The following is a 16,705-nucleotide window of genomic DNA, read 5'->3' on the forward strand; positions in this document are numbered from 1 at the left end:
TATGTTTTTTTGTGGTTGCTTGTTTGCTCGCGATTGCGGTGGTTGAGTCACATGGATGTTGGGCTGCAGGCCTCATCGCGAGCAAGCTCGCTCCCACAAAGGAGCTCCGGGTGCACACGAATATGGTGTCTGCTGAAAATCTAATGTGGGAGCGAGCCTGCTCGCGATGGCGGTGGTTCAGTCACATGGATGTTGGGCTGCTGGCCTCATCGCGAGCAAGCTCGCTCCCACAGTGGTTAGTGGCGTTCACAACACCATTGTGGGAGTTAGCATTAGCCAGCCTGCACTGCGAAAACTATTGATGGCGGTTTTCGAGGCGGCAAGCTTCTTTTTCGATGCCAATGCACTCGACCGGTTCGCCCACGCCTTTCTCGAAACGGCGGGCGTTCATCAACAGGCCTCCCTTGATACCGCCGATGAACGCGAAGGCGCTTTCGCGTGCGCCGGTGTTACGCCCTGATAGATCCACTGCCACGCTGTTGGGTCTGACTTCATATACCCATCCACCGTTTTGTGCTTCCACGACAGCCCAGACCTTGGCTTCGCTATAGTCGCGAAATGCCACAACGACCGATTGAATGAAGGGGGACTCCGGCTGGCTGGCCAATCTGAGAATGGGTGGCAGCGAGTTCCTGCCCCGTAACCCTTGGACAAGCGCATCCGCCCCCTGTACTGGATTGATTGTCTGGGAACCGACCGCCCAGAGGGACTCTTTGCTTTTTACCCACGCCAAACCTTCTGGAGGCGTGATCCGGCTCCATTCTATGCTGACCGCCGCGACCTCCAGTGGGCTTTCATGGCCGGTCGGCTCGCGGTAGTTTTGATTCGCTTCACAATCGGCAAGGTTGTCTTTCTTGCATGCTTGCCTGATGAACTCGCGCTTGACTCCCCCCGGAAAGCTGATTTCCTGCTCGCTGACAGCTCCACCAGATGCATCCTGGTCAATACCATGAGGGGCTTTGATCTCATACACCCATTCCTTGGCGAAACGTTGGGCGAGACTCTGGTCGCGGGTTGTACTGCTGTAGACCGATTTCCCTGCCCCAGCTCCGTGGCTCCACCAGTCATACATCCACTCGATCACGGGGAAGCCTGCGGCTTTGGGTAAGATCCCGTCTTGGAAGGCCCCGAGTCCCTGATCCGTAGTGTCTCCTCGATAGAGCGTGCCCATGTCGGTACGCCAATGCAACGATGGCTTGGTATCGCGGATCGGCACGCTCGAATCCGCCGCGACCTGAAGCCAGGCGGTATACCACGGCTCCTCTTTTCCATCGGCCCCCCACGCGTCGGAGCCCGGTTGCCACGCACCCGTCAACGCCACCACCGCAACCGCTGTCGTCCGTATAAAACTGTTATGAGTTGTCATGATTTGATGTCTCATCTGGAGCAGGTGAAGCCCTGTCGAATCACATACGTCATGACTACCTATGCTTCGACGTGACACTTCTCACTTTGGATTCTGCGGGGCACAGCGAGCCGAACCACCGCATCAGTTCTGAGGGTAGATCAAGGCTGGGGGAGGGGATTGCGTTGCGGTTTTTGGACTTGTAACAAAAGGCTGGTCGACACCGCCCTCTGTGGCGAGGGGATTTATCCCCGTTGGGTTGCGAAGCAGCCCTCAAGCCAGGCAATTCGGTGTGTCAGGAAAATTGAGTTGTTTGTTTAGGGGGGCTGCTGCGCAGCCCAACGGGGATAAATCCCCTCGCCACAGGGATCTCATGTGTGGTCGGGGGCTACGGCCGAATCTCGATCATCGTCCCATCCGGCACCAGGCTCCACACCTCGCGCATGTCCACATTGCGCATGGCGATGCAGCCATCGGTCCAGTCCAGCGTATGGAACAACTGCTCAGGGTTCTCTTCCGAATCCGGTGTGCCGTGGATCATGATCATGCCCCCCGGTTCCACGCCTTCGCGGCGGGCGCGGGCGGCGTCGCTGATGTTGGGGTAGGAAATGTGCATCGACAGATAGAACCGGTCGCTGGTCTTGCGCCAGTCCAGCCAATAGAAGCCTTCGGGGGTGCGCTTGTCACCCTCGATCAGCTTGGGACCTTTCTTGGCGCCCTTGCCCAGGGAGATGCGATAGGTCTTGAGCGGCTTGCCGTCGTTGATCAATTGCAATTGATGGGCGGACTTGAGCACCAGCACTTTTTCGATGACCTTGCCGTTGTAGGCTCCCACCGCAGAGGCCTGGGACATCGCAGTGAACGACAGGCAGAACAGGACAAGCAACCAGCGCATTGAAACGATATCCCTAGAAAGTGTTGTGGCTATATTGGTTTTTCAAGTATTGGCAGGCTGAGCCAGCGGTGGAATCGATTCGGATCGCACGGGGTAATCTTCGGCCCGGCGGTCCGCGTAGAAATATTCCAGGGTACGGGCCACCGTGCGGAAAGCCAGTTCATCCCAGGGAATGTCCGCTTCTTCGAACAGCTTCACCTCCAGGCTCTCGGGCCCGGCGGCGAAATCCTCATCCACCAGTTCGGCGCGGAAGAATACATGTACCTGGCTGATATGCGGTACGTCAATCAGCGTATAGATGCTCAAATTTCGCACCCGGGCGCAGGCTTCTTCGGCGGTTTCGCGCACGGCGCCCTGTTCGATGGTTTCGCCGTTCTCCATGAAGCCCGCCGGCAGCGTCCAGTAACCGCGCCGCGGCTCGATGGCGCGGCGGCACAACAGGACTTTACTGCCCCAGGTCGGTACGCAACCGGCCACGATATTGGGGTTCTGGTAATGGATGGTGTGGCAGGTGTCGCAGACAAAACGCAGGCGCGAGTCGCCTTCGGGTATGCGCTGGGTCACCGGGTTACCGCACTGGCTGCAGAATTTCATGCTTGGATTCCTGAATGCTGCGCCTATCTTGGCGGTGCGGGCCGGTGTCGGCAAGTTGTCGTTTCGCGACACGACGCGGTGCGGGGGTTGGGCCGTTTGAACGATTGGTGCATGATGCAAGGTAGCGAATAAATCGAGAAGTCTCATGCTGGACGAGCTACTGCATCGAGTAAGCAACCATACCCCGCACGATCTGCAGGCCGACCGACGTTTCCCTGAAGCCGCGGTGCTGGTGCCGATTACCCGCAGCGATGAACCGGAACTGGTACTGACCCTGCGCGCCAGCGGGCTCTCGACCCATGGCGGCGAGGTGGCGTTCCCCGGCGGGCGCCGCGACCCTGAAGACCCGGACCTGATCTTCACTGCCCTACGCGAAGCCGAGGAAGAAATCGGCCTGCCTCCCGGCCTGGTGGAAGTGATCGGCCCCCTCAGCCCGCTGATCTCGCTGCACGGCATCAAGGTCACGCCTTTTGTTGGAGTGATTCCGGACTACGTCGAATACCAGGCCAACGATGCCGAGATCGCTGCGGTGTTCAGCGTACCACTGGAGTTTTTCCGCAAGGATCCGCGCGAACACACGCACCGGATCGATTACCAGGGCCGCAGTTGGTACGTGCCCAGCTATCGGTTTGGCGACTTCAAGATCTGGGGCCTGACGGCGATCATGGTCGTGGAGTTGGTCAACCTGCTGTACGACGCCGAAATCGACCTGCACAAACCGCCCAAGAGTTTCATCAATACCTGACGCCCCGAGGACTCTCATGAAATACCGCCTGGGCGATGCCCGTGTCGAAACCCACCCCCAGAGCTGGGTCGCGCCCAACGCCACGCTGGTGGGCAAGGTCCGCCTCGAAGAGGGCGCCAATGTCTGGTTCAACGCCGTGCTGCGCGGTGATAACGAGCTGATCCTGATCGGCAAGAACAGCAACGTGCAGGACGGCACGGTGATGCACACCGACATGGGCTATCCGTTGACCATCGGCACTGGCGTGACCATCGGCCACAACGCCATGCTCCATGGCTGTAGGGTGGGCGACTACAGCCTCATCGGCATTAACGCGGTGATTCTCAACGGCGCGAAGATCGGCAAGAACTGCATCATCGGCGCTAACTCGTTGGTCGGCGAAGGCAAGGAAATCCCCGACGGCTCGCTGGTGATGGGCTCGCCCGGCAAGGTGGTGCGCGAACTGACCGAGGCCCAGAAGAACATGCTCGAGGCCAGCGCGGCGCACTATGTGCACAACGCCCAGCGCTACGCCCGCGACTTGGTCGAGCAGGAACAATGAGTGCCCCTGAGCGCCCGGTTCCTTCGCCCTGCGTGAACATCTGTGCGCTGGACGATGACGACATCTGCACCGGTTGTCAGCGCACCGTGGCGGAAATCACCCGTTGGAGTCGGATGGACAATGACGAACGACGCGGGGTTCTGGCGTTGTGTCATGAAAGGGCCAAGGCCAGTGGGTTGATGTGGATGTTGCCAGTGAGGCGCTGATACCCGTGTGTGCGTACTAAACGCTGGAGCACATACCTGTGGGAGCAAAGCTTGCTGGCGATGCGCACCCAGGTCTTCAGGTGGACCGCATGAACGTTCATCGCGGGCAAGCCTTGCTCTCACAGGTTTGGCTCCCACAGATATTGCTCCCAAGAACCTTTATTTCAGCGACGCCATCGATCCAAACCCACCACCCCCAGCGCAATACCGACGAACCCCGCCAATATCCCCCCGGCATTGATGAACACCTGTGGATAACCCAGGTTCGCCACGTCCATGAAAGGGTAGGGGTACGCCGCCAGTAATTCCCCCCGCAGCAGGAGCCACGCGAAGTACACCACCGGGTAAATCATCCACAGCCCGATGTGCTTCATGCGCAAGGTGCCCTTGGGCACGCATAACCACCAGTAGGTAACGAACAGCAGCGGCATCACGTCGTGCAGCAATTCGTCGGCCACGAACTGCCAGCCTTCGGGCTGCCACAGATGTCGCAGCAGCAGGTTGTAGGCCAGGCCAACCAGGGCGATGCTCACGGTAATGCCGCTGCTGACCCCCGGCTGCAAAAACCAGCGCCGGGTCGCTGACTCTCGGTGGATCAGTTCCCAGGTCAGCACCACGGCCACCAGAGTGTTGGTCAGCACGGTGAAGAAACTGAGAAAGTTCACCAGGCCGCCCAGCAAGCTCGCGCCCAGTTCCCAGCGGCCGAGCAGGATCAGGTACAACTGGATGCTCAACGCCGCCCAGCCCAACAGTGCCGCCACCGACACGAAGCACTGTCGTAGCGCCGGGCGCCGGCGGATATCCCTACCCATGGCTCAGACCGGTCGTTTGGTGCGCATTAGCTTGATGTACAGCCGCTCGACTTTCTCCCGCGCCCACGGCGTCTTGCGCAAAAAGGTCAGGCTCGATTTGATGCTCGGGTCGCTCTTGAAGCAACGAATGTCGATGCGCTCGGCCAGACCCGACCATTCGTAGTGCTGCACCAGGGCGTTGAGGATCTGCTCCAGCGTCACGCCGTGCAGCGGGTTGTTACTGAATTCGGTCATGGGAGGCCTTCGCGCAAAGAGGTGTAAAGCCGCGCACCTTAGCCGAGGTGCCCGCGTGGTGGAAGCATAGCCTTCGTCGGTGGGAGTGAGAGCGAGGAGGCATAGCGCACTGTTACCGAATCCGAAATGATCCATGTCAGTAAAAGCCCTTTCTCTATTTGTAACAGGACATTATCCTTGCGCCGCCAGCTGAAACGCTTCTTCTGCCGTGCCAAAGCCTTGGCGTTCAGTGAATCCCCTAAAAAAGATCAAGAATTCCTTCTCTATGCTCGATGTTCAGACTCTGCAAGACAGCGCTGTCCGGCGCCGTATTGCCGCCAGAAAGACCCTTCACTTGATGGCCAGCCTTGGCGTCTTGGGCATTGCCACCGGCGCTCAGGCCGCTCCCGCGTTCGATAGCGACTCACCCTGGATGCTGGGTGACTGGAACGGCACGCGAAGCGAACTTGCGGAAAAAGGCTACAACTTCAAGTTCGATTACACCGGCGAAATGGGCAGCAACCTGCACGGCGGCTACGACCATGACCGCACCGCTCGCTACAGTGACCAGTTCGCCTTCGGCGCGCACCTGGACCTGCAGAAAATCCTCGGTTGGCACGCCGCCGAGTTTCAACTGACGGTCACCGAGCGCAGCGGCAATAACATCAGCAACGACCGGATCAACGACCCGCGTGTTGGCGGTTTCACTTCCGCCCAGGAAGTCTGGGGCCGTGGCCAGACCTGGCGGCTGACGCAGATGTGGTATCAGCAGGCATTTTTCGATGACCGGCTCGATATCAAGGCCGGCCGTTTCGGTGAGGGCGAGGATTTCAACAGCTTTCCCTGCGACTTCCAGAACTTGGCGTTCTGCGGCTCGCAAGTGGGCAACTGGGTGGGTGGTGTCTGGTACAACTGGCCGGTCAGCCAATGGGCGCTGCGGGTCAAGTATCACCTCACGTCTGAGCTGTACGCCCAGGTCGGGGCTTATGAACAGAACCCATCGAACCTGGAAACCGGTAACGGCTTCAAGCTCAGCGGCAGCGGCACCCAGGGCGCGGTAGTACCTGTGGAGCTGGTGTGGTCGCCCAAACTCAATGGTCTGCCGGGCGAATACCGCGCCGGTTATTACTACAGCAGTGCCAACGCCACCGATACCTACAAGGATCGCAACGGCCAGCCGGCCGCTCTGAGCGGCGAGGCGTATCGCAGCGCGTCGAGCAAGCATGGCGTGTGGCTGGGGGCGCAACAGCAACTGACCAGCGTCGCCAGTGACCATTCCCGCGGTCTGAGTGTGTTCGCCAACGCCACGATGCACGACAAGAAAACCAACGCCATCGACCACTATGTCCAAGCCGGTCTCGTCTACAAGGGGCTGTTCGACGCCCGCGCCAGGGATGACATCGGTTTTGCCCTGGCCCGGGTTCACGTCAACCCGGCTTACCGCAAGAACGCCGAGGCCACCAACCAGGCCCGCGCCCTCCAGGATTACGACAATCCGGCCTTTTTGCCACCCCAGGACACCGAGTACAGCGCCGAGTTGTATTACGGCGTACACGTGACGAACTGGCTGACCGTGCGCCCGAACCTGCAGTACATCCGCCATCCGGGCGGTGTGGACAAGGTCGATGACGCGTTGATTGGCGGGGTCAAGATTCAGTCGTCGTTCTAGTCAGTGCCACAAAAAACCTGTGGGAGCGGGCTTGCTCGCGATGGCACATCCAAATCGATGTCGACTGTCATTCCGCTATCGCGAACAGGGTCGCTCTCACAAGGGGCCGCTTCAACCCAATTACTTTTTTCAACTGAACCATGCCCCTTCAAGATCGTCATCTACAGTGACTACTTGTGCGGGACTCTTTAAAACGTCACGGAGAAACACACTATGAGCACTGAGGGTGCTTTGAGTCGAAGCCGTTTGCTACCGAGTTTGCTCGGCATTCTGCTTCTATTGATGGGCCTGGTCCTGTTGGCCGGGGGAGTCAAGCTGAGCACGCTTGGCGGCTCGCTGTATTACCTGCTGGCCGGTATCGGCCTGGCGTTGAGCGGTGTATTGCTGATCATGGCCCGCCGCGCGGCCCTGGGTCTGTACGCGCTGGTGCTGTTCGCCAGCACCGTGTGGGCGTTGTGGGAAGTGGGCCTGGACTGGTGGCAACTGGTGCCGCGCCTGGCGATGCTGTTTGCCCTGGGCATCGTCATGTTGCTGCCGTGGTTCCGTCGCCCGCTGTTGACCGCCGATGCCTCGGCCATGGGAACCCGTGCATTGGGCGCCGCCGTGGTCATTGCTGGTATCGTCGCGCTCGCCAGCCAGTTCACCAACCCGGGTGAAATAAACGGCCAACTGGACCGCGACAGCGTGCCGGGCATGGTCAACACCGCACCGGCCATGCCGGACGGCGACTGGAACTCCTACGGGCGCAGTGCCCATGGCGACCGCTATTCGCCGCTGGCACAGATCACCCCTGAGAACGTCAGCCAACTGGTGCCGGCCTGGACCTATCGCACCGGCGACCTGCCAGGGCCGAACGACCCGGGTGAAACCACTGCCGAAAACACCCCGCTCAAGGCCAACGGCATGCTCTACGTGTGCACGCCTCACAGCCAGGTGATTGCCCTGGAGCCTGAGACGGGCAAGGAAATCTGGCGTTTCGATCCGAAGCTTTCCACGCAAAAAGCGGAAAACTTCAAGGGTTGGGCCCACATGACCTGCCGTGGCGTGACCTATCACGATGACGCTGCGTACGCCTCCGCCGAGCAGAGCCCGACCGGCACTGCCAGCACCACGCCGGCCAGTACCGTATGCCCGCGGCGGATCTTCCTGCCAACCGCCGACACTCGCCTGATTGCCCTTAACGCCGACACCGGCAAGATGTGCGAAGACTTTGGCGACAAGGGGCAGGTCGACCTGACCGCCAACATCGGCGGTTTCACGGCCGGCGGTTATTACTCCACGTCGCCACCGGCGGTCACCCAGAACCTGGTGGTGATCGGTGGCCACGTCACCGATAACGTTTCCATCGACGAGCCAAGCGGTGTGATTCGCGCCTACGACGTGCACACCGGCCAATTGGTGTGGAACTGGGACAGCGGCAACCCGGACGACACCACACCGATTGCCGAAGGCCAGACCTACACCCGTAATTCGCCGAACATGTGGTCGATGTTCAGCGTCGATGAAAAACTTGGCATGCTCTACCTGCCGATGGGCAACCAGACTCCCGACCAGTTCGGTGGCATGCGCACCCCGGAATCGGAAAAATACGCCGCCGGCCTGACGGCGCTGGACATCGCCACCGGCAAGGTGCGTTGGTACTTCCAGTTCACCCACCACGACCTGTGGGACATGGACGTCGGCGGTCAACCGACCCTGATGGACATGAAGACCGCCGATGGCGTGAAACCCGCCGTCCTGGCTTCGACCAAGCAGGGCAGCATCTATGTGCTGGACCGCAGCAATGGCCAGCCGATCATCCCGATCAAGGAGATCCCGGCACCCCAAGGCGCGGTGGAAGGTGACTACACCTCGCCAACGCAGCCGATGTCCGACCTGAACTTCGTGCCGCCGGTCCTCAAGGAACGCGACATGTGGGGCGTGACCCCGTTCGACCAGATGCTCTGCCGGATCGACTTCAAGTCGCTGCGCTATGACGGCATGTACACGCCGCCGTCGCTGCAAGGTTCGATCGTTTACCCGGGTAACTTCGGCGTGTTCGACTGGGGCGGCATTTCGGTGGATCCGGTGCGCCAGATCGCCTTCATCAACCCGAGCTACATGGCGTTCAAGTCGAAACTGGTGCCGGCGGCCGAAGTGGCTGGTGGCCCGGGACGCAAGAGCGAAACCGAAGGCGTGCAGCCGAACAAAGGCGCGCCCTATGGTGTGATCCTCGAAGCGCTGCTCTCGCCCATGGGCCTGCCTTGCCAGGCGCCTGCGTGGGGCTATGTGGCGGCGGTGGACCTGACCAACAACAAAACCCTGTGGATGCACAAGAACGGTACCGTGCGTGACAGCTCGCCGGTACCGATCCCGCTGAGCATGGGCGTTCCGAGCCTGGGTGGCACATTCACCACCGCCAGCGGCCTGGCGTTCATGAGCGGCACCCTCGACCAGTACCTGCGTGCCTATGACGTGAAAAACGGCAAGCAACTGTGGGAAGGCCGCCTGCCAGCCGGCGCCCAGACCACGCCGATGACGTACACCGGCAAGGACGGCAAGCAATATGTGCTGGTTGTGGCCGGTGGTCATGGCTCCCTGGGCACCAAGCAGGGTGATTATGTGATCGCCTACAAACTGCCGGATTAAGCCAAACCTGCGACCATGAAAAAGGCGACACCCTTGCGGGTGTCGCCTTTTTCTTTAGCCCGCAGGACGCAATCCCGCGGGCGCAAGCTACTCAGTTTTTACAAGTCGATCTTGACGGCCTGGGAAGCCCGGGTCGCCTTGGCGCGGGCGGCTTCGATGGATTTGTCGCGGGCCAGGGCCACGCCCAGACGGCGCTGGCCGTTGACTTCCGGTTTGCCGAACAGGCGCAGGGCGGTGTCCGGTTCGCTCAGGGCCGCGCCCAGGTTGGCGAAAGCGGTCTGGGTCGATTGGCCTTCCACCAGGATCACCGCCGAGGCCGAAGGGCCGAACTGGCGGATCAGCGGGATCGGCAGGCCGAGAATGGCGCGGGCATGCAGGGCGAACTGCGACAGGTCCTGGGAGATCAGCGTGACCAGGCCGGTGTCGTGGGGGCGCGGCGAGACTTCGCTGAACCACACCTGGTCACCCTTGATGAACAGCTCGACGCCAAACAGGCCGCGTCCCCCCAGGGCTTCGGTCACCGCCTTGGCGACGCGCTCGGATTCGGCCAGGGCCGCCGGGCTCATGGCTTGTGGCTGCCAGGATTCCTGATAGTCGCCCTTTTCCTGACGGTGGCCGACCGGCGCGCAGAAGGTGGTGCCGCCGACGTGACGCACGGTGAGCAAGGTGATTTCGTAGTCGAAATCGATGAAACCTTCGATGATCACCCGGCCCTTGCCGGCACGGCCGCCTTCCTGGGCGTAGTCCCAGGCTTTTTGCACGTCATCGGTACTGCGCAGCAGGCTCTGGCCCTTGCCCGAGGAACTCATCACCGGCTTGACCACGCACGGGAAACCCAGGGTTTCAACGGCCTTGCGGTAGTCTTGCACGGTGTCGGCGAAGAAGTACGGCGAGGTCGGCAGGCCCAGTTCTTCGGCGGCCAGGCGACGAATGCCTTCACGGTTCATGGTCAGCTGCGCGGCACGGGCCGTCGGGATCACGGTGAAGCCTTCGGCTTCCAGTTCCACCAGGGTGGCGGTGGCGATGGCTTCGATTTCCGGCACGATGAAATGCGGCTTTTCGGCCTCGATCACCGCACGCAGGGCGGCGCCGTCGAGCATGTTGATCACGTGGCTGCGGTGGGCCACTTGCATGGCCGGCGCGTTGGCGTAGCGATCCACGGCAATCACTTCGACGCCCAGGCGCTGCAGCTCGATTACCACTTCCTTGCCCAGCTCGCCGCTGCCACACAGCAAAACGCGGGTCGCGGTGGGCGACAAGGGGGTTCCGATACGGGTCATCTGAAGGTCCTCAAACAGGAGCGGATCATCGGGGCACGCGCGGGCGAGCTTCCCATGGGGGAGAAAGCGCGGCATTTTACATGAACCGCGTCAGCCGGCGACGGCCTGTTTGCGCAGACGCCAGGCCATGATCAGCCAGACGGCGGTCACCCCGGCGAATTTCGAGAGCAGGGCGGTGATCACCACGGCGGGCGTCAGGGCGTCGATCAGGCCGAAGAAGATGAATGTGTCCAGGGGGATGCTCAGGGCCGAACTGATCCACAACCGGTCATGGAGCGGGCGCTTGGTGATCGTGAACACCAGCCAGTCGATGCACTCGGACACGGCGAATGCCGTGGCGCTGGCCAGGGCGATGGTCGGGTCCGAGGTGATGTAGGACAACACCAGCGCCGCCAGCATCGCCGCAATGGCGCCATGTCCGAAACGGGTCTGCACCATGTCCCGCAGGATAAACACCAGGCCGCCCCAGGCCGACCAGATAATGTCCAGGTGCGGCGCGGCGGAAAAGGCGAAGTTGATCAGCACGACGCTGCTGATGTAGGCGAGCAGGAAAAGCATGGGGCGGGGTACCTGGTGGTGACGGATAAAGTATTAAAGGACAGCGATAGCCCCTGTGGCGAGGGAGTTTGCTCCCGCTGGGCTCTGTAGGCGCTGGCGAAGCCTGCGATCTTTTGATCCTGAGCTTTCGCTTGTGACTCAACTGTCTGGGACAAGATCGCAGCCTCGTTGCACTCGACAGCTCCTCAGCCGGCGTGAGTCCCTCAATCCTCCTCGCTGTCATCCAACTTCCAATACCCCACCGCCTTCACAAAATCCTGGTCCAACCCTTTCTCCTCCAGCAGCACCTTGCGAATCTGCCGCGACACCTTGCTCTCGGTCGCGACCCAAGCGTATAGCTTGCCGCCGGGCATTTCCAGCTGTTGCACGGTTCGCAGCAGGTTGTCCTGGCGGCCCTCGCGCAGTACCCAGATCACGTGAACCTGCGCCGGGCTTTGGAGCACTTGCTGCTCGGCGCCGTTTTCCACTTCCAACACCACCAGGGCCCGCCTGTTGGGTGCCAGGCCTTCGAGGCGGCGGGCGATGGCGGGCAGGGCGGTTTCGTCGCCGATCAACAGGTAGCTGTCGAAGATGTCTGGCACGATCATCGAGCCCCGGGGCCCGGCGATGTTGAGGTATTGCCCTGGCGCCGCCTGGGCCGCCCAGGTCGAGGCCGGGCCGTCGCCGTGAAGCACGAAATCGATGTCCAGCTCCAGGGTGTCCAGGTCATAGCGGCGTGGGGTGTAATCGCGCATCTCGGGCATCGGGCCCTGGACCTTGTCGGCGCTGGGGGTGAAGTTTTCCAGGGCCGCCTGTTCCTCGGCGTTCTGCGGGAACAGCAATTTCACATGGTCGTCCGTGCCCAGGCTGGCGAACCCGGCCAGTTCCGGCCCGCCGACGGTGATGCGGCGCATGCGTGGGGTCAGGTCCTCAACCCGCAACACTTGCAGGCGACGGCGTTTGATCTCGTGGCTGACACGGTGAATGGTGTTTGGATCGACTTCGGTCATTGGCTTGACTCCGAGACTGGTGGACGGTCGGGGCCGTCGGCGATGGCTTTGGCGGTGGCGTCGAGCAGGTCGCGCACCCGCCGGATTTCTTCCGGGCTCCAGTGGCCATGGTGCTTTTGCAGGGCATGGCGCAGGTTATACACCGCTTCATGGATCTGCGGCGGACGATCATGGCCGCGCAACGTGCGCCTGCTGATTTCAATGCGTGTACGCACCTCCTCTATCGCTTCGGCCTGGTCCTCAAGGGATAGACGTCCGACCTCGGTCACGCTGTAGCATTTTTTTCCATCTTCGACGCCGCAGATAACCAGGGCGTTCACTTCCAGGAAGGTCAGGGTCGGGTAGATCACGCCGGGGCTGGGGCTGTAAGCGCCATCGAACATGCTCTCGATCCGGCGAATCAGGTCATAGCCGTGGCAAGGCTGTTCGGCAATCAGCGCCAACATCAGCAGCTTCAGGTCTCCAGCGGCGAAAACGCGTGGGGCTCGGCTGGTACGTTCACGGCCTGCCGACTGACGTTCGAAACCGTCGTGTTCGCGGTTGGAGGGGGAATAAGGGATTGCCATAGGCTGTTCTCCATTCTGCAAAGATGTAACTGAAATATATTTTTTTATATGAGATATATCGTTGAGATATATCTTTGTGGTTGGATGTTTTTTAATTAGATATATCTAATCTGGTTGTGGGTAGCTTGTAATTTAATAAGACCATACCTGAATTAGGTTGGCAGGCGGCCGATGGAGTTTTTTGGAGTTTTTTCTTGACCTTGAGCAATGCCGCGGCCTTGCCGTATATGTAGGTTGTTTCTGACATCCAACTTAGTATTCATAGAAAACATGGTGTTTTTTCGCGCATTCGGATGTCGAACGTACTACGAGCATGTGGGAAAGAGCCTGCTTTTTTTTAGTTGAAGAGAACCGATCATGCCCGGCGTTGGAAGTGCAGCCTTACAACTTGTTGTCGGGCCGCAATTGCAACCTTTCTCTATTACTGCTATGAACAGGTGTTAACGACATGCTCAAACAATTCGTAACCGGTGTTTCGCTGGCTGCCGCCGCCCTGACTTCCTCGCTGGCATTCGCAGCCGATGACGCACGTTCGGCTATTCACATCACTGCGAACATCCCGACCCAGCAGTTCCACGTGCAACCGCGCAACCCGGACTTCGGTAAAGATGAAGTCATGAGCTACAACACGGTCAGCGGTACGTTGACTTCGTTGCGCCAGACCTATGACGTGAAAAACACCGAAGGTTCGGTACACGCCTACATCGAAGGTGGCCCGGCCGCCCTGTACAACGGTAGTAACTCGATTGCCCTGACCACGGCCTTCAACGGCGTCACCCTCTCCGCCCTCCCTCAGGAAGTGGTGGACGATGCAACGTCCACTCCGGGTACCCAGGCAGACATGACCATCGTTCCGGCCAAGCCCCTGGATACCCAGAATGGCCTGTACACCGCTGACATGACCGTCATCTTCGACGCTGTGCCTCGCGCTAACCTGTGATGTCATTCGATGCCCGCTGAGGTTTACCTCTTTCCTTCGGGCATTACTGCAAGCCGACCGGTCCTCCCCAGCCGGTCGGCCTGCACCTGCAACGCCCTGATAGCTCGCTGATTAGAGAGTCCGTTGATGTTTCCGATGACACCCATCGCGGGTGCGCTCGCACTATTGTTGTGTGCGAACGCATTAGCCGCGCCGACTGCCCCCGGTACGACACCAAGAAGCCTGTTATCCCAGGCCAAGGGCCTGCCGGCGGAATTCGAATCCCACTTCTTCGATGTGCCCCTGGCGGTTCGTGTTGAGGTCAATCAACAGTACCTCGGCGAAGCCATGGTGGTGTTGACACGGGACGACCGCGTTACGTTGCTTGAATTCACCGAGACCCAGGAGAGTTCAATCACAACCGCCGAGCGCGAGCAATGGGAGCAGCATCTCAAGCAAGGACAGGCGCTGGGTGCATGCGAAGGCAGTTGCCCATCAGGCCTGCTTGCCGTGCACTACAGTCTTGAAAATTCATTGGTGTCGATCCTGACCCGGGATGTGGAGCGCTCGACCGAGACCAAACGCTATTACGATCAACCCGAGAGCGGCAGCCTGGGCCTGATCTTCAACAACCAACTCAATATCAACGGTGGCCAGGAACAGGACACCGGTGGACGTTATGGCTTGAATGCCAATTCGAGCCTGGGCAACTGGAGCCAGTCGCTCGACTTGCAACTCTCGCGCCTTGGTGGCCCGGACGACAAGGTCTATCACGCCATCCATGAGCTCTATACCCAACGAGAGATGCAAGGCACTTTTTTTCGCCTGGGGTATTTCACGCCCAGCTCCGATGGCTTGAATCGCCAGATTCGTTCGTTCGGCGCCAACCCCGACACCGCACTGGGGGTGATGTACGGCAGCTCCGACAGCCTGGTGATCGACAATCCAAAACCCAGCGTCTACCCCGTTTACGTCACCGCCAGTCGCCAGGCTTCGGTGGAGATTTACCGCAACGGTTTGTTGATCAACACCCAGGCGGTCAGCGCTGGCTTGCAGAGCCTGGACACCCGCCCGTTGCCTGGCGGTATCTACGAAGTGGAAGTGCGGCTGATCGAGGACGGGCAAACGACCGCCACCAGCCAGGAACTGATCTACAAACCCAGTAACTGGAGCAACGCCGAGAACCGCTGGCGCTACAACCTGTTCGCCGGGCGCGAAACCCGGCTCTGGAGCAACTGGGAAGAGCAACCCTCAGGTTTCACGACGGCGGGGTTAGGCGTCAACTATTTGCTCCATCCGCGGGTGATCCTGGGCGCTTCCACGCGCCAGGTGCAGGACAAACTGCAAGTGGGAACTTCGGTGGACTGGACGCTGGCGACCAGCACCAGCCTGTACGCCAACGTCTATCAGACCCAGCAATACGGCACCGGCCTGGACCTGCAAGGTTTGTACAGCTACGGCCATGGCAGTGTGGTGGCCAGCCATAACCGCAGTTGGCTGGACACCCGTAACACCTACGAAACCCTGCCGGATGGCACCCGCATTCGTCAGCGCAACGTATACGTCGGCCAGACCAGCAATTCATCACTGTCGGTCAATCATCGCTTGAACAACAAGACCTCCCTCAACGGACGGCTGGCCTACAGCGAAGGCAATATCCAGGGCACCGGCCTGGACCTGGGCTGGACCCAGCGTTTCACTTTGCGCGGCAGCGATGCCAACTGGCGGTTGTCGGTGTTCGACCGTCCCGGCACTTCGAGCACCGGCGACAAGCGCAATCGCGGCCTGGACCTGAGCGTCAGTATCGCCCTGGGCGGACCCGGCGAGTACTGGTCGGGCAGCGTCGGCACGCGCACTTCGCGCGACGGTGCGCGGGACAACAATGCCTCGCTGTCCTATCGCCGGGATCTGCAAGACCACGTACTGCAAAGCGTCTCCGCCACGGCACTGGCCGACACCTATGGCGTGGGCCTGTCGGGCATTGCCAGTTTCCAGACCGAATCACTGTATGGCGACGGCTTCGTCCAGCGTTCGTCCTACAACGACAACCTCACCGGCGGTCTGAATCTGAGCAGCACGGTGGCCGTGGGCGGCAGCAAAGCGGCTTTTACCGCCGTGCCCCATGGGCGCGGCGCGGGCATGATCGTCGATGTCGAAGCCGACGTGGACGACGTGATCCTGCGCGCCGATGACTTGACCGGCGGCAGCACCACCCTGCGTCCCGGCCGCAACTTTGTCCCCATCACCGCTTATAAAAACAGCATGGTCACTTTCGACTTCGAAGGCGTGCACCCACCAGCGGCAAGCATTGAGCCCTCGCGCACCCGTTATCACTTGAACAAGGGGGGCGTGGACTACCGCAAGATCAGCGTGATGAGAACCGTGACGGTGCTGGGTCGCCTGCTGGACGACCAAGGGCAACCGCTCAAGGGCCATCACGTGATCAACCACGCCAGTCGCGGCGTCAGTGAGGCGGACGGGTTTTTCTCCATGGAAATGAATGCCGGTTCGCCCACCCTGGAAGTGCGTTATGGCAGCGAGTTGTTTTGCCGGTTCCGGCTTGACCCGGACGGTGCTCAGCGAGAGGGCGATGTGTTGATGATCGGTGATTTGCGGTGTACGCCGGATACCTTGGCCGACACGACGGTGGCCGAGGCTGACAGTGCGAAACAGCGCTCATGAGACCGTGGGAGCAAAGCTTGCTCCTGAAACTGTGGGAGTAAAGCTTGCTCGCGATGAACGATA

Annotated in this window: 16 protein-coding genes; 7 read left to right on the forward strand and 9 right to left on the reverse strand. The window is 60.5% G+C overall.

Annotated elements, in window-relative coordinates:
- Nucleotides 1-295: 295 nt before the first annotated feature.
- The 3 genes from AACY42_RS26500 to AACY42_RS26510 form a co-directional block, all read right to left on the reverse strand.
- Nucleotides 296-1,366, reverse strand: coding sequence for a scabin-related ADP-ribosyltransferase (locus AACY42_RS26500; RefSeq protein ID WP_339483387.1), 1,071 nt, complete (start codon nucleotides 1,364-1,366; stop codon nucleotides 296-298).
- A 367-nt stretch (nucleotides 1,367-1,733) separates the two neighbouring features.
- The gene (locus tag AACY42_RS26505) at nucleotides 1,734-2,240 is read right to left on the reverse strand and encodes a L,D-transpeptidase family protein (protein WP_339483389.1); all 507 of its coding nucleotides are present in this window, start codon (nucleotides 2,238-2,240) and stop codon (nucleotides 1,734-1,736) included.
- A gap of 42 nt (nucleotides 2,241-2,282) precedes the next feature.
- Nucleotides 2,283-2,834, reverse strand: a complete 552-nt coding sequence (locus tag AACY42_RS26510) for an NUDIX hydrolase (protein ID WP_339483390.1) — start codon at nucleotides 2,832-2,834, stop codon at nucleotides 2,283-2,285.
- Between the two features lie 145 nt (nucleotides 2,835-2,979).
- Here AACY42_RS26510 and AACY42_RS26515 point away from each other — a divergent pair, with 145 nt between their 5' ends.
- From AACY42_RS26515 to AACY42_RS26525, 3 genes are read left to right on the forward strand one after another with little or no spacing between them, the layout of a single operon-like run.
- On the forward strand, nucleotides 2,980-3,579 hold the full coding sequence (locus AACY42_RS26515) for a CoA pyrophosphatase (protein ID WP_339483391.1): 600 nt from the start codon (nucleotides 2,980-2,982) through the stop codon (nucleotides 3,577-3,579).
- A 16-nt stretch (nucleotides 3,580-3,595) separates the two neighbouring features.
- A complete protein-coding gene (locus AACY42_RS26520) occupies nucleotides 3,596-4,120 on the forward strand; it encodes a gamma carbonic anhydrase family protein (RefSeq protein WP_339483393.1) in 525 nt (174 codons plus the stop codon).
- Nucleotides 4,117-4,326 (forward strand): DUF1289 domain-containing protein, encoded by a 210-nt coding sequence (locus AACY42_RS26525; protein WP_339483394.1) that lies wholly within the window; start codon nucleotides 4,117-4,119, stop codon nucleotides 4,324-4,326. Before AACY42_RS26520 ends, AACY42_RS26525 begins: the two co-directional genes overlap by 4 nt.
- A 164-nt stretch (nucleotides 4,327-4,490) precedes the next feature.
- On the opposite strand, the gene AACY42_RS26530 is transcribed toward AACY42_RS26525, so the two are convergent.
- Together AACY42_RS26530 and AACY42_RS26535 are read right to left on the reverse strand one after the other, a co-directional pair.
- Entirely contained in the window at nucleotides 4,491-5,138 is a 648-nt protein-coding gene (locus tag AACY42_RS26530; protein ID WP_339483395.1) for a Pr6Pr family membrane protein, read from the reverse strand.
- A gap of 3 nt (nucleotides 5,139-5,141) precedes the next feature.
- Nucleotides 5,142-5,372 (reverse strand): VF530 family protein, encoded by a 231-nt coding sequence (locus AACY42_RS26535; RefSeq protein WP_339483397.1) that lies wholly within the window; start codon nucleotides 5,370-5,372, stop codon nucleotides 5,142-5,144.
- A 265-nt stretch (nucleotides 5,373-5,637) separates the two neighbouring features.
- On the opposite strand from AACY42_RS26535, the gene AACY42_RS26540 reads away from it, so the two are divergent.
- A complete protein-coding gene (locus AACY42_RS26540) occupies nucleotides 5,638-7,020 on the forward strand; it encodes a carbohydrate porin (protein ID WP_339483398.1) in 1,383 nt (460 codons plus the stop codon).
- A 213-nt stretch (nucleotides 7,021-7,233) separates the two neighbouring features.
- A complete protein-coding gene (locus AACY42_RS26545) occupies nucleotides 7,234-9,648 on the forward strand; it encodes a glucose/quinate/shikimate family membrane-bound PQQ-dependent dehydrogenase (protein ID WP_339483400.1) in 2,415 nt (804 codons plus the stop codon).
- A 98-nt stretch (nucleotides 9,649-9,746) separates the two neighbouring features.
- Here the strand turns inward: AACY42_RS26545 and purT are convergent, their stop codons facing one another.
- From purT to AACY42_RS26565, 4 genes are all read right to left on the reverse strand, one after another.
- The gene (purT, locus tag AACY42_RS26550; RefSeq protein ID WP_339483402.1) at nucleotides 9,747-10,928 is read right to left on the reverse strand and encodes a formate-dependent phosphoribosylglycinamide formyltransferase; all 1,182 of its coding nucleotides are present in this window, start codon (nucleotides 10,926-10,928) and stop codon (nucleotides 9,747-9,749) included.
- A gap of 90 nt (nucleotides 10,929-11,018) precedes the next feature.
- Nucleotides 11,019-11,486, reverse strand: coding sequence for a preQ0 transporter (locus AACY42_RS26555; RefSeq protein WP_122567142.1), 468 nt, complete (start codon nucleotides 11,484-11,486; stop codon nucleotides 11,019-11,021).
- A 203-nt stretch (nucleotides 11,487-11,689) separates the two neighbouring features.
- Entirely contained in the window at nucleotides 11,690-12,475 is a 786-nt protein-coding gene (locus AACY42_RS26560; RefSeq protein WP_339483405.1) for a siderophore-interacting protein, read from the reverse strand.
- Complete coding sequence (locus tag AACY42_RS26565) at nucleotides 12,472-13,041, reverse strand: PadR family transcriptional regulator (protein ID WP_339483406.1); 570 nt, start codon at nucleotides 13,039-13,041, stop codon at nucleotides 12,472-12,474. The genes AACY42_RS26560 and AACY42_RS26565 overlap by 4 nt, the downstream gene beginning before the upstream one ends.
- Nucleotides 13,042-13,489: 448 nt before the next feature.
- Between AACY42_RS26565 and AACY42_RS26570 the strand changes: the two genes are divergently transcribed.
- Together AACY42_RS26570 and AACY42_RS26575 are read left to right on the forward strand one after the other, a co-directional pair.
- The gene (locus AACY42_RS26570; protein WP_339483408.1) at nucleotides 13,490-13,981 is read left to right on the forward strand and encodes a CS1 type fimbrial major subunit; all 492 of its coding nucleotides are present in this window, start codon (nucleotides 13,490-13,492) and stop codon (nucleotides 13,979-13,981) included.
- Between the two features lie 126 nt (nucleotides 13,982-14,107).
- Entirely contained in the window at nucleotides 14,108-16,642 is a 2,535-nt protein-coding gene (locus AACY42_RS26575; RefSeq protein ID WP_339483410.1) for a CS1-pili formation C-terminal domain-containing protein, read from the forward strand.
- Nucleotides 16,643-16,705: the final 63 nt, after the last annotated feature.

Origin of the sequence: Pseudomonas sp. RL_5y_Pfl2_73, assembly GCF_963970515.1 — a bacterium.
Taxonomy (GTDB): domain Bacteria; phylum Pseudomonadota; class Gammaproteobacteria; order Pseudomonadales; family Pseudomonadaceae; genus Aquipseudomonas.

What these genes read in the sequence shown, in the direction of transcription:
- AACY42_RS26565 (WP_339483406.1), bottom strand. Translation starts at nt 13,041, where the DNA reads ATGGCAATCCCTTATTCCCCCTCCAACCGCGAACACGACGGTTTCGAA.
- AACY42_RS26545 (WP_339483400.1), top strand. Translation starts at nt 7,234, where the DNA reads ATGAGCACTGAGGGTGCTTTGAGTCGAAGCCGTTTGCTACCGAGTTTG.
- AACY42_RS26570 (WP_339483408.1), top strand. Translation starts at nt 13,490, where the DNA reads ATGCTCAAACAATTCGTAACCGGTGTTTCGCTGGCTGCCGCCGCCCTG.
- AACY42_RS26500 (WP_339483387.1), bottom strand. Translation starts at nt 1,366, where the DNA reads ATGACAACTCATAACAGTTTTATACGGACGACAGCGGTTGCGGTGGTG.
- AACY42_RS26515 (WP_339483391.1), top strand. Translation starts at nt 2,980, where the DNA reads ATGCTGGACGAGCTACTGCATCGAGTAAGCAACCATACCCCGCACGAT.
- AACY42_RS26560 (WP_339483405.1), bottom strand. Translation starts at nt 12,475, where the DNA reads ATGACCGAAGTCGATCCAAACACCATTCACCGTGTCAGCCACGAGATC.
- AACY42_RS26510 (WP_339483390.1), bottom strand. Translation starts at nt 2,834, where the DNA reads ATGAAATTCTGCAGCCAGTGCGGTAACCCGGTGACCCAGCGCATACCC.
- purT (WP_339483402.1), bottom strand. Translation starts at nt 10,928, where the DNA reads ATGACCCGTATCGGAACCCCCTTGTCGCCCACCGCGACCCGCGTTTTG.
- AACY42_RS26540 (WP_339483398.1), top strand. Translation starts at nt 5,638, where the DNA reads ATGCTCGATGTTCAGACTCTGCAAGACAGCGCTGTCCGGCGCCGTATT.
- AACY42_RS26505 (WP_339483389.1), bottom strand. Translation starts at nt 2,240, where the DNA reads ATGCGCTGGTTGCTTGTCCTGTTCTGCCTGTCGTTCACTGCGATGTCC.
- AACY42_RS26525 (WP_339483394.1), top strand. Translation starts at nt 4,117, where the DNA reads ATGAGTGCCCCTGAGCGCCCGGTTCCTTCGCCCTGCGTGAACATCTGT.
- AACY42_RS26575 (WP_339483410.1), top strand. Translation starts at nt 14,108, where the DNA reads ATGTTTCCGATGACACCCATCGCGGGTGCGCTCGCACTATTGTTGTGT.
- AACY42_RS26530 (WP_339483395.1), bottom strand. Translation starts at nt 5,138, where the DNA reads ATGGGTAGGGATATCCGCCGGCGCCCGGCGCTACGACAGTGCTTCGTG.
- AACY42_RS26535 (WP_339483397.1), bottom strand. Translation starts at nt 5,372, where the DNA reads ATGACCGAATTCAGTAACAACCCGCTGCACGGCGTGACGCTGGAGCAG.
- AACY42_RS26555 (WP_122567142.1), bottom strand. Translation starts at nt 11,486, where the DNA reads ATGCTTTTCCTGCTCGCCTACATCAGCAGCGTCGTGCTGATCAACTTC.
- AACY42_RS26520 (WP_339483393.1), top strand. Translation starts at nt 3,596, where the DNA reads ATGAAATACCGCCTGGGCGATGCCCGTGTCGAAACCCACCCCCAGAGC.